Source organism: Rhizobium sp. N122 (assembly GCF_002211295.1).
Lineage (GTDB): Bacteria > Pseudomonadota > Alphaproteobacteria > Rhizobiales > Rhizobiaceae > Rhizobium.
The window spans coordinates 1-11,790 of record NZ_LOKU01000066.1 but is presented as its reverse complement, the minus strand read 5'-3'; the positions used below and the strand labels follow the sequence as shown (position 1 = coordinate 11,790).

The window sequence follows — 11,790 nt, the reverse complement described above, 5'->3', positions numbered from 1 at the left end:
GGACCGATAACGCACCGTCTTGCGGTCGGCGGATATGATCTGGCAGGCCCGCCGCTCCGAAAGACCCATCACGGCCTTCAGATGCGTGACGGCTTCACGCTTGGCGGCAGGCCCTACCATTTTTTTGAAAGTAGCTCGCGGAGTGCTGCTGCGTCCAGCATCTGCTCGGCGAGCAGCTTCTTCAGCTTGGCATTCTCATCTTCAAGCGCCTTCAGCCGCTTGGCCTCAGAGATTTCCATGCCGCCGTATTTGGCTTTCCAGTTGTAAAACGTCGCTTCTGAAATTCCGTGCTTGCGGCAAAGGTCGGCGGCCTTCGCACCAGCCTCCTGCTCCTTCAGCACCGCAATAATCTGCTCTTCGGTAAATCTCTGCTTCTTCATTCGTCCGTCCTTTGATGGGCCGGACTCTGATCAATTCTGGAGGAAATTCGCAGTGGCAGGTCATTTTTTTTAAGGAGCTCGGGAAGTGGGGCCGTATCCAGGATCTGCTCGGCGAGCAGTCTCTTCAGTGTGGCGTTCTCTTCCTCAAGCGCCTTCAGGCGCGTTGATCTTTTCATCACAAATTACTGGCACGCCACCAATATCTTGAACATGCTTCCAAACAGAAGGAGCCCGCCAGTCGATAGCCAGCGTACGGCAAAGCCTCTCCGGTATCGCGATATGATGAACCTACTTCCGCCCATCCGTTCACTAGCATTTCATGTCGCTCGGGCCGCTCCACATCGCCTATTGCTAAGGTGCCATTCGATATTTAAAGTGGATTATCTGCAACTATAACGTCTATCGTAACTATGCGGCCTACTTAATTGATCACCAAACTAACCTAAGCCTTTTTGACGAACCTTCATTGGATCTATGCTGGAAGGTTCTGTACTGGAAAAATCGATTGTTTGGATATAAAATATCCGTTGTTTGGATGTGACTAAAGATGCGTTTCAAGGGCCTTGATCTAAACCTGCTCGTTGCATTGGATGCGCTCACGACCGAGCGCAACCTAACGGCTGCCGCACGTAGTATCAATCTAAGTCAACCAGCAATGAGTGCCGCCATTGGTAGGCTTCGGGACTATTTCCGCGACGAATTGTTTACAATGAATGGTCGAGAACTTCGGCTGACGCCCCGTGCCGAAGGACTTGCCTCGGCAGTGCGTGAAACTCTCTTGCAGGTACAATGCTCAATCATCTCTTGGGAGCCGTTTAACCCGTCGAAGTCTGACAGATGCTTTAGAATAGTTCTGTCCGATTTCATGATGCTGATATACTTCAATAAAATCATTGAGCGAGTTGCTCGAGAAGCGCCCGCAGTCAGCTTTGAGTTGCTGCCTTTGGATAGTGATCCGTACGAGATGCTTAGCCGCGGTGACGTCGACTTCCTCATCGTGCCTGAATTTTTTCTCTCGGGCGCACACCCGAGCGCAAAACTGTTCACAGAGAAGTTTGTATGTGTAGCCTGTTCGACAAATGTGGACCTACCTTCAGCGCTGACGATCGAGCAATATGTCTCCACGGGACACGTCGCTGCCGCGTTTGGGCGCTTTTTGAAGCCATCGGTCGAGGGCTGGTTCTTGCTCGAGAATGGTATTCAGAGGCGGGTGGAGGTCGTCGTGCAAGGGTTTAGCTTAATACCACCAGTCCTGCGTGGCACGAACCGCATAGCTAACCTACCGCTTCGCTTAGTCGAGCATTACGAAAGTACTTTCCCTTTGCGGATCATCAACCTTCCGTTACCGCTCCCCGTCTTCACAGAAGCTGTTCAATGGCCAGCGCTCCATAATGCCGATCCAGGGAGCATCTGGTTCAGGGAGATATTGGTTGAGGAAGCTTCTCGTATGATGTCCTCCAACGCACCTAAAATACATGGGTTGCTACAACAATCCGGTTCCTGACCAAGGTTCCTGCTTGAGTAAGATCCGCCCGAGCCCGAATAAGTTCAACAGCCACCAAAGAGGCTTTTCAAAGGTATCCATCCGGGGAAGGCCGCTGACCTTGCCCCCAAGTTTTATCCAGTTTTGAGTTCGCTCCGACGGTTTTGGGTTGCTGTATTTGCGGCGGTAGCGGCGGGTTGCGGTGCGGAGCAATTGTGGTCCCCCAGCACCCTTCGATTTGCCGCCGAAGGTGCTGGACAGCACGTCGCGCAATCGTCCGAAGGGCGGCCGATCGGCGACGGACGTAGCGCTCAGCTTCGTCGATAAAATGGCCTGCGGGTCACTCACAGGTGGTGCCGTCTTCAGCTAATCGGCCGCGTCGCGGGTCGTCGCTCCCAATGCAGCCCAGCTTCCTAGGTTTCAGGATGGTCACGGCAATCGCGCTGCCTCCTGAACCATTATATCTCGCATCCAGATATTTGCCGGATCTTTGTCGTGAAGTACCGGCCATTGGACTGCCTCGGTGAATGTCGGCAGCGCTATCGGGGGCGCAGTCATCCGCAATGGTATCGTGTCCTCAAAAAGCCCAACTAGTCGTAACGGAACGGTTGCGATGCGATCGGTGCCCATTAGGGCGGCAGGGATCATGCTAAAGCTTGAAACAACGACTTCGACCCGCCTCTTGAGGCCATGCTCCTGCAAGAAGCAATCTTCTATGGTAGGCTGCTGCGTCCGGCCGAACCTAACTACCGCGTGCCCCATTGAAGAATACTCCTCGGCAGTAAGGGCTTCCTCAAGTTGTTTGTTATTACTGCAGCCGACGCAAGTCAGTCGTTCCTGAAATAGATCTATCTTAGGGTGCGCGCTCGACATGAATAGCGGTGGGCTAATAAGGAAGTCTACGTCGCCGCGTCGCAATAGCTCGTCTGGATTGTCAGTAAGAGGCAGCAAGTCAAAACTAATGCCGGGTGCTTCCCGCGCAAGACGCTCCAGTATCTTCTGAAAAAGAACAACTGTAACGAAATCGCATAAGCTTACTCGGAAATGACGATCTGATTGATCAGGATTAAATTTATCCCAGGGTATGATATTGAGCCGAATATGCTGTAAAGCCTCACGAATCGCAGGCGCGAGGTCTTCCGCACGCGGAGTTGGAACGAACTCACGACCACGCATCGTAAATAGTTCATCGCGGAAATAGGAGCGGAGCCGGCGGACGGCTGCACTCATTGCGGGCTGGCTCAGATTAATGCTACGTGCCGCCGCAGTAAGGTTGCGCTCAATCATTAGTGCATCGAGCGCGACAAGGAGATTTAGATCGAGGCCCTTAAATCGCATATCTTTTAACTATCCAATAGTGCAGCCCATTCCACAATGGCTGTTCCTACGGCGATGGCTGAATTCGCCTTGGCGCTCCTCAATCGATTTGAGGGCGCGGCCACAGAGACTTAATCTCTGTGATCGGAAAGCAACCTGAGGCCAGTCCAGATTAAGCCATAACTCCAGAGTGAACGCTCGTTGCAGTGTAATAGGAAGCCTCCAATGGCAAATCACCAAACGCCAGCTGGCAAAGAAGATAATTAGCACCTGCTTCCTCGACATGATCGAGAAGATCTTGCCTAACTGAAGCAGCAGTACCAACTACGCACAACTGACAGTCTACTGCTGCATCAAAATCCGGCGGGAGGTTCTGAGGAGTCTGTATCCCGTTAATCTCGTACAGAAACCTAAAGCTCCGAAGCCACCGTTGATAAGCCGGGGCCGCGAGCGAAATGGCATGCTTCGTCGTGCTGCCGGCCACCACCATTCGGACCAACCCAAGGAACGGCGCCCGTTTCCTGCCCCCGGCGGTACGTCTCTCGTGTGCTCGGTAGGCATCAGTGATCTGGCGAACAGCAGAAGCAGGGCCCCCGCAGGCAAGATTTGTATCGTTCTCAGCCGCCCAGCGCGCAACCTCAGGACGACTGGTTGTAATCCATGTCGGAGGCTGAGGACGTTGGTGTGGCCGCAACATCAACGGGACTTTGTCTAGTTCAAAGTGGTCGCCTTTGTAGGAAAGAGCCTGAGCTCCTTCCTTCATCGCTTGGATGACGATCTCGCTGGCTTCGAGATAGCGCGATGTCGCCACCTCCTCATCAATACCGAAAAAGCTCCATTCGATTGGTAAGGAGCCGCGCCCCATGCCCAACTCGAGCCTGCCACCGCTCAGATGATCCAGCATGCAAATTTCTTCAAACGCACGTAACGGATGATAAAGGTTCAACAGCATAACCAAAGGACCGAGACGAAGATGCTGCGTGCGCTGAGCTACGCTTGCTAGAAATAGATTCGGCGAAGGTCCTCTGCCGTGGGGAGTACAGTGGTGCTCTGCGACGTGATATCCATAAAAGCCAAGGCGATCGCAGACCTCTGCCAACTTCATCCGATCTTCATACTGGCGCGCAATCTCCCTTCCGTCTTCGTCCAAATGGTCGAAGATACCAACCATCAGCTTTGCGGGAAGAGAGTTTGTCATTTAAATGTCTCCAAGTTTGGCGGTTAATTTTCGGTGACCAAGACCGGAGGGTGACCCCGATGTCTTTCGCCAGGAATCATCGAAAAGCTGCTGGTTCTAAAAAACGATGCTGACGCCGATGAGCTGATCATAATGCTCACGTTGAAATGACATTGAATCATTCGTATTCATGTATGACTTCGCGGTGGGTAACACCCCATCTCACATACCCACAGCTCCGTTCACTTTTGAGAAGCCAAGGATTGGCAAGATCGGATAGTGGTTGTTCAGCTTTTGTGGCGACCCAAATGTGTTAATGCTGGTATTCGGTTTAATGCGACGAGGCTCCTGCAGTAGGCGAAGAAAGGACCCAGAGCTATGTCTCGGCCCTTGATTGGCAGACGAGAGCGCCTTCTGCAGTTCCACGTTGGCCATGTTCGTCTCCATTTACCGGCCAGGTCTGTGACCTTGCCCTCGGCTGCTCTCGGTGGAGCAACATCATGGGGTCCCCAATTCATAATCGAGGTGTTTAATAACATCCCATGGCTTCGTAAAATTGATTGTGTGTATGGCATTGATCCACCAGGTGAATAACCAGGAATCTTCACCGTCAAAGGGTTGCTGATCGAACTAGCATACGGTCGACCCAGGCGAGATCACGGCCCCTTCCGAAGGTGGAAGGATCAGGAGCCAGTGCGGTTTTGGCCGCAGCGCAACAGCGCCGATACCAGAAATAGATGTGACGCAGTTGGCTTCCGCGTCTTTCGTGCATGCTGTTGTATGTCCTTAACATTCCCCATCTTAACTTCATAGGATCACAGGTTTTACGATAGGGAAATTGCTCTCAACCCTTCAAACTGGACCAATTTTGGTTAGAGTTTTTCCGGTGCATTTTCCTGGCTGGGAAAAGGAACGGAACACGATGAAGGCATCGCAGTTTTCGGACGCTCAGAAGGCGTTCATTTTGAAGCAGGGTGATGAGGGCGTCTCGATCGCGGAGATTTGTCGCAAGGCGGGGATCAGTCAGACGACTTACTTCAACTGGAAGAAAAAGTACGCCGGCATGTTGCCGCCAGAGATGAAGAGGCGCAAGCAGCTTGAGGACGGGAATTCGCGATTGAAGAAGATCGTCGCGGATCTGACGTTGGACCGTGAGATGCTGCAGGACGCCATCCGCCGAAAGCTCTAAGGCCTGAGGGGTAGCGGGAGGTGGTGTCATGTGCCGCGATTGGGCGATCTCGATCCGGCGTGCCTGTGGCGCGTTGAACTTCGATCGGTCGACCGATCACTACATCTCTCGCCGCGCCGAGGCCGGTCTAGACCTGAGCGCGGGTGCGCTACGGCTATCGTCGCGTGCATGTGCTTTTGGAACGCGAGGGTTGGGGCACCAACATCAAGCGAACCTATCGCATTTACAGGGACTTGGGACTGCAGCTGCGGAATAAGACTCGGAAGCGCCGTGTTAAGGCGAAACTTCGCGAGGATCGGCAAATGGCTGTCGGACCAAATGACGTGTGGGCGATGGACTTCGTTCACGACCAGCTCGCAACCGGAAAGAAACTGCGGGTCCTGACGGTGGTCGCCACCTTCTCACGCTATGTTCCCGCGCTTGATCCGCCTCACAGCTATCGAGGTGAAGATGTCGTGCAGACGTTGGGACGGGTGTGACGATTTTCGTTATAGTGCGCACTATGAGTCCGATTACGCAACATACGTATTGAACCCTCATTCTCTAATCGAGGCGCCGTTACGTGGAACCGCATTTCCTTTCCCGAAGAAATAACCTACCTCACGGCATCTCTATGAAAGGTGACGAGGCGTTAGGTTTGACTGGCCCGTCCACGCGTCTGTAACGGCTGCCCGATCTTCCAAAGCATGCTTGTGTCGATCTCAAGCTCGACTCCAACCTTGCCCGCACCTGTGACTACGGTAGGATAAGAAAAAAGGGCGGTGTCGATCAGTACAGCGATCTTCTGGAGACCGAATGGTGATACGCTTCCTGACGGGTAGCCGAAGAGATCGAGTACCTGTTCTTTCTGAGCAAGCTCGGCTCGTTTCCATCCATACGTGCCAGCAACCGCTTTCATGTCAATCTTTGAAGGTGATGGCAGCAAAACGGCACAAAGGTGGCGCGCAGGATGAGACCGGCGCATCACATCGTTCGCTTTCTGCTCGGCAATAATCATCGTCTTTGCAACGCGCCCCACGGGAACGCCGATAGCGGAGGCTAAATCGGAAGGAGATGTAATAGGGGTGGCGAACTCACTATAGCGCCACAATCGTACCGTCGACGCTCCGATCTGGTGCAGTTCAGCAAGTACGTTCGGATGAACGTCCAACATAGTCGTTTCCTTCCGGTTCACCTGGTAGGACGATCGAGGATAGCTGTTTCAGCGACTGCGAGTACAGCCCTCTTGCGAGTAAGTTTCAGGCGGTTCGCTCCAAAAGCTGCCTAATGCGGCGGCGACCCTCGTTCCCAAAAATACTGAAGTAAGCCTCCAGGCACTTATCGCTATCGAGCATGAAAGGAGCATCATATTTGGTGATATGCCGAATAGCCAAGGCTGGAACCGTGTCGAGCGGTCGAAACATCCTGTTGTGCAAACCGGGCTCCGGGCAACCCGGATAAAATTCACCGATCATGAAACCTTCCTGAATGAAGTCGGGCTTCAGCCGTTTTTGCAGTTGACCAATCCTGATGATCTCTCCTTCATCCTGTATTCCAGGAAGGGCAATGATAATGGCCTTATAGATCCAGTCGCCCGTTCGATCGTTGAAGGACTTTACGGGTTTCATCTGGCTGAAGACGGCGAGCATACGCGCCAAATCGTTTTCGATTTCGTCAACTGCAACAGCTTGCGACGCGGCAACCCGTAAAAGCCCCTTCGTCAGAGCCTCGGGAACGAAAGGGCAAACGCTCCCGTCCCGACCTAAATGAGGATGTGGATTGGAGAGGAATTCTGAGGCATACCGAGCAAATTTCTGAAGAGCTGCGTTTGCATACTCATCATAGGCGTTGTATCCCGCATCAATATTCTTTTCCAGAATTTCGCCCACTGTCATCAATGGACCAATCGTCCCGAAAGGTTGGCTGTAATCTTTCCAAATCTCTTTATTCATTTCGGACCCCTGGTTCGAAAAGCCACGTGCAAAACGGAAGGTCGGGCTCTTGCATGCCAGCTCGGGCGGCGGGCGAGCTGGTCGGGGGCCAATCAAGAGACCGACCTTCCATTGGAAGCGAAGCTCCCGAATTTTTGGTAGCACTCGTAGTTACACTTGTGTAACTGTTTTTTTAAATGGATGTGAAAACAAGAGCGGGGGCTCGTGCACGATGAAGGTTAGTCTCACGACCGCCCGCAAATTCTTATATTCGTCGTAGTTATGAAGACATGCATATGATAAATGTCGCCGCGATGGGATCCGGTAACAGGCTTTGGGTGAAAACAGAACGACCCATTCCGCAGAGGCGTGGCCGTGGCGAAGACAACACGAAGAGAAATATATACGCCAGAACAGATCGACGTCGGCGTAAAGCATAAGCTTGAGAAAATTGACTCGTTTTTGTCAGATCTCTTTAGCGAAAATTCCGAAGAAAAACTATTCCTGAGGAATATTCTTGGATTGATGCTTAAAGTATATCATATGGACGCCAATAACAAACCCATGACGAAGATGCAGGCGTGTCGCTATCTGCCTTTCAAAAACCAGACTGTTTGCCAAAGTATGTCGAGGCAGCGCATTTGCGTGGGTTCATCGACATCACTCGGGATAAAACGGACAAACGGCGTCTGATTGTTGTTCCAAAGGAGCCGTTGGTTGTCTATGTCAATGAATATATAGCTGACTTCCTTGATGACTGCCGTAGAGCGATTGACAGTGCCGCTCAAGTAGCTACGCTTCCTGAGGAATGGATGGCAACGGCAAGTTCTTCATCTATTGATAAATCGCCAGCGTCTTCTGGGGCACCTGTGGGTTCCTCTCAAAAGAGAGTCGATCGAAAAGCCAGGAAATTTTAGCGAGTTTTATTGTGGGAAAGCAAAAGTAAGAAGCCGGTCTCGCGCGCGTTTATCCTTTCATCAATCAAATGTTTCCTCCGTAAACAAGCTTCATCGAGGTAACCCGCTTCGCTTAACCGGCCTGACGGCCGGTGCAGGCGCTGCTAGGGGGAGCGGCTGTATCGTCGTTTCGGCCAAGAAACTGCGCGGGAAGTTCGGCGGCATCCTCAGCCTTATCACCTTGGCATTTACGCTATCTTTTTAGGCGAGGCGGAAACCGCTGACGCGGTCCTCCATCTCTTGGTCGAGACAGTGTGACCTGCCACTGAATTTTCATCCGGCGTCTGACCTGCCACTGAGAATTTCTGAACCGCTCCCAAACGTTGGACCACCGGATGCTAGAGTTTTCCGGCTTCATTCAGGGAGGCGGGCTGGTTGCGCCTCCCGAATTCACCAACGAGATCGGCACCTTGTTGCCGATCGCACCATGAGGTCTTTCCTCATTGTAGTATCTACGCCAATCCTCCATCTTTTCGCGGGCATCCGCAAGGGTCAGGAACCAATCCTGGTTCAGGCATTCTGCACGGAAGCGGCCATTGAACGCTTCGATGAAAGCATTATCAGTCGGCTTGCCGGGGCGTGAGAAGTCCAACGTCACGCCCTTGGAATAGGCCCACAGGTCCAAGTCGCGCGACACGAACTCGGTCCCTTGGTCGACACGGATCGTTTTCGGATAGCCGGCTTTTTGGCACACCCGTTCAAGGGTTTGCACAACGTCTTCGCCTCTATAGCTATGACGTGGATCAAGCACCGGCACGTAGCGCGAGAAGGTGTCGACCACCGTCAGCACGCGCAGTTTCTTACCCGTTGCGAGTTGGTCGTGAACGAAGTCCATCGCCCAGACGTCGTTGGGTCCGACGGCCATGCGCCGATCCTCGCGAAGCTGGGCTTTTACCCTCCGCTTCGGTGTCTTGTTCCGCAACTGTAGCCCCAAGTCCCTGTAAATGCGGTAGGTTCGCTTGATGTTGGTGCCCCAACCCTCGCGTTCCAAAAGCACATGCACGCGGCGATAGCCGTACCGCACACGGATCTCGCAGATCTCGCGAATACGACGTTCCAGACCGGCCTGATCAGCACGGCGAGAGGTATAGTGGTGAGTTGATCGATCGAAGTTCAACGCTCCACAAGCACGTCGGATCGAGATCGCCCAATCGCAGCACATGCCTTTCACCATCTCCCGCTTCCGAGCAGGCCTTAGAGCTTTCGGCGGATGACATCCTGCAACATCTCGCGGTCCAGCGTCAGATCCGCGACGATCTTCTTCAGGCGCGAATTCTCGTCCTCGAGCTGTTTCAGCCTCTTCATCTCCGGTGGCAGCATGCCCGCGTATTTTTTCTTCCAGTTGAAATAAGTCGCCTGGCTGATCCCCGCCTTCCTGCAGATTTCAGCAACCGACACGCCTTCATCACCTTGCTTCAGAATGAACGCCTTCTGAGCGTCCGAAAACTGCGACGCTTTCATCGTCTTCTGGTCCCTTTCCCAGCCAGGAAAATGCACCGGAAAACTCTAACCAAAATTGGTCCAATTTGAAGGGTTCAGATCAAAGTGCACAAGATGGTGGCGAATGGGAACGTAGGGCCGTCGCCTCGATCGCCAAGAAATTGAAAAGGGGCCAGCGAGGAGCGCCTTTTGGCTCGCATCGCCGGGTCCGCGATCAAGGCCCTCGACGGAGCGGTGCCGAAATTGCCGAACAGGCGATACTTTCGGCTCTGGTCCGCAAATACAAGATTGGCGGTTCCTAAGCAGCGAGCCCAGGCGGTGCCACGTTCCTCCTACGGCATTTCATTATCCACGCATGTTGCCGAGGCTGCTGAGCCTGCTCGAATTCCGGAACAATGCAGCACATCGGGTCCGCCATCGCGGCGCTGGAATGGCTCAAGCGTCCGATCGACGAGGACGATAGACGGATCGACCCGTATCGATCCGAGACCTGGCTGTAGGCCTGAAGGCCTAGCATCCTGCCGTATTTCACGTTTACCAGGGCGTCGTCTTGCGCTGTGGCGGCAAATAATAGGCCGTCGCTCGAAGCCGGAGTGCCCATGGATCGGTAACCCCGCCTGCGCCTCGACCACCCTGGCTAGCGCCCGGTCGTACGCTTCGCTCTCGACATGCCACTGTCGAACACGGATTAACACCCACAAGGTGTGGGTGTCTGTGGCATCGGCCATCATGCGCAGGCCAAAGCCAGTCTCTTCTGCGAGGATGACGTTCATCGCAGGGCGCTCCTGTACGCAGATGACTGAATGCTTCGCAGAAGCCAGTCGCAGCATCCACGTCTGGACGTCGCCTTCGCAATCGAGCCGCCCGGAATCGTAACAGCCCGAGCTGGCGCGGCCAAGCTCGCGTAACCGGATGTCGAGGTGAGCTTGAGATTTGCCAGCTATCCTCCTGTCGCAACGGCCCCGCGAGACGATCGCTGTCGGCCACAGCCTGGGCCGGAACAAGTGCAGGTCTGAGATCGCCATAGCGTCGGGACCCGCCCAAGCATTGCCCAATAGGTGTCTCGTGTTTCTTTTCGCATCCGGTGGATCTTTTACTTGACACATCCGGCCATAGCATCTGCCGATAGGGACAAGGCCCGCGGCACCAAGCGGCGCATCCGCGCCCACTATCGTGCGGAGGGCCACTAACAATTCACCAGGTTTCAGAGTGCATCAGCAGCAACAAAAATCGACGGCAAGCTCGATGGGGGCTACGCGGATGGGGGCGCGCTTACTAAGCGCCGAGTCTCAACTGTACCGTCGCCGCCGAACTTTGGAGCTGTCGATCCTGTTCAGGACGTTCATTCAGAACCCTACTCGGTTTGTCGTGCTTGCGACAGCGTGATGTGCGGTTTGGCACGTCTCGGCGCTCTAGGTGTGAGCTTCCAATAGGTTGTCCATTCGATCCGGACCGGGAAAGCTGAGGTTGTCGAAGCTTCAGTGATTCTCGGGGGACCGAATGGACATCCATATGAATGCCCGCCTCACGCCGCTCCGTCGAGCGGTAATTGCGCACCGCGTGCTGATGGAAGGACAGCGACCGATGGCCGTCGCTGCGGCTTTCGGCGTCTGCGTGAAGACTGTCTATAAGTGGGTAAGGCGCTATCGACGGGAGGGCGAGGCCGGTCTCAATGATCGCAGTTCCCGACCGCACCGCCTGTATCATCCGACCTCGCAGGCCACCGCCGCCCGGATCGAGACGTTACGCCGCCTGCGCATGACCGGCCAACACATCGCCAAGGAGACGGGTGTCTCGCCAGCCACAGTCAGCCGCATCCTCAAGCGCCTTGGCCTGAACAAGCTCAAGGCCTTGGCCCCGGCTGAGCCGGTGCGGCGCTACGAACGCGACCAGCCCGGCGAACTCATCCATATCGACATCAAGAAACTCGGCAAATTC

The 11,790-nt window shown here is 54.1% G+C and carries 9 protein-coding genes and 3 pseudogenes; 4 read left to right on the top strand and 8 right to left on the bottom strand.

Annotation, left to right across the window (positions count from 1 at the left end):
- Positions 1 to 380: pseudogene (locus tag ATY75_RS29450) on the bottom strand (transposase); the annotation flags it as partial.
- 547 nt (positions 381 to 927) lie between these two features.
- Between ATY75_RS29450 and nodD2 the strand changes: the two are divergent.
- Positions 928 to 1,884 (top strand): transcriptional regulator NodD2, encoded by a 957-nt coding sequence (nodD2, locus tag ATY75_RS29440; RefSeq protein ID WP_004677768.1) that lies wholly within the window; start codon positions 928 to 930, stop codon positions 1,882 to 1,884.
- Here the strand turns inward: nodD2 and ATY75_RS34830 are convergent.
- From ATY75_RS34830 to ATY75_RS29425, 3 genes are all read right to left on the bottom strand, one after another.
- A complete protein-coding gene (locus ATY75_RS34830; protein WP_082975954.1) occupies positions 1,864 to 2,211 on the bottom strand; it encodes a hypothetical protein in 348 nt (115 codons plus the stop codon). The two genes, nodD2 and ATY75_RS34830, sit on opposite strands and share 21 nt — an antisense overlap.
- Positions 2,212 to 2,292: 81 nt before the next feature.
- On the bottom strand, positions 2,293 to 3,201 hold the full coding sequence (nodD3, locus tag ATY75_RS29430) for a transcriptional regulator NodD3 (RefSeq protein ID WP_088940190.1): 909 nt from the start codon (positions 3,199 to 3,201) through the stop codon (positions 2,293 to 2,295).
- Positions 3,202 to 3,352: 151 nt separating this feature from the next.
- Positions 3,353 to 4,378, bottom strand: a complete 1,026-nt coding sequence (locus ATY75_RS29425) for an LLM class flavin-dependent oxidoreductase (protein WP_088940189.1) — start codon at positions 4,376 to 4,378, stop codon at positions 3,353 to 3,355.
- Positions 4,379 to 5,279: 901 nt separating this feature from the next.
- On the opposite strand from ATY75_RS29425, the pseudogene ATY75_RS29420 reads away from it, so the two are divergent.
- A pseudogene (locus ATY75_RS29420) lies at positions 5,280 to 6,022 on the top strand (transposase); the annotation flags it as partial.
- A gap of 155 nt (positions 6,023 to 6,177) precedes the next feature.
- On the opposite strand, the gene ATY75_RS29415 reads toward ATY75_RS29420, so the two are convergent.
- Together ATY75_RS29415 and ATY75_RS29410 are read right to left on the bottom strand one after the other, a co-directional pair.
- Positions 6,178 to 6,699 (bottom strand): YbaK/EbsC family protein, encoded by a 522-nt coding sequence (locus ATY75_RS29415; RefSeq protein WP_004677747.1) that lies wholly within the window; start codon positions 6,697 to 6,699, stop codon positions 6,178 to 6,180.
- An 85-nt stretch (positions 6,700 to 6,784) separates the two neighbouring features.
- Complete coding sequence (locus ATY75_RS29410) at positions 6,785 to 7,477, bottom strand: DUF6875 domain-containing protein (RefSeq protein ID WP_088940188.1); 693 nt, start codon at positions 7,475 to 7,477, stop codon at positions 6,785 to 6,787.
- 354 nt (positions 7,478 to 7,831) lie between these two features.
- Here ATY75_RS29410 and ATY75_RS35355 point away from each other — a divergent pair, with 354 nt between their 5' ends.
- On the top strand, positions 7,832 to 8,149 hold the full coding sequence (locus tag ATY75_RS35355) for a hypothetical protein (RefSeq protein WP_245317659.1): 318 nt from the start codon (positions 7,832 to 7,834) through the stop codon (positions 8,147 to 8,149).
- Positions 8,150 to 8,770: 621 nt separating this feature from the next.
- Here the strand turns inward: ATY75_RS35355 and ATY75_RS29400 are convergent.
- Both ATY75_RS29400 and ATY75_RS35650 read right to left on the bottom strand, forming a co-directional pair.
- Positions 8,771 to 9,873, bottom strand: a protein-coding gene (locus ATY75_RS29400; RefSeq protein ID WP_088940187.1) for an IS3-like element ISRel21 family transposase whose coding sequence is annotated in 2 segments (ribosomal slippage) — positions 8,771 to 9,612 and positions 9,612 to 9,873 — 1,104 coding nt in all. Because the reading frame shifts where the segments join, the coding sequence is not laid out codon by codon here.
- A gap of 454 nt (positions 9,874 to 10,327) precedes the next feature.
- A pseudogene (locus ATY75_RS35650) lies at positions 10,328 to 10,887 on the bottom strand (Tn3 family transposase); the annotation flags it as partial.
- Positions 10,888 to 11,352: 465 nt separating this feature from the next.
- Here ATY75_RS35650 and ATY75_RS29390 point away from each other — a divergent pair.
- The coding region (locus ATY75_RS29390; protein ID WP_143535360.1) for a leucine zipper domain-containing protein at positions 11,353 to 11,790 on the top strand (438 nt) is incomplete at its 3' end.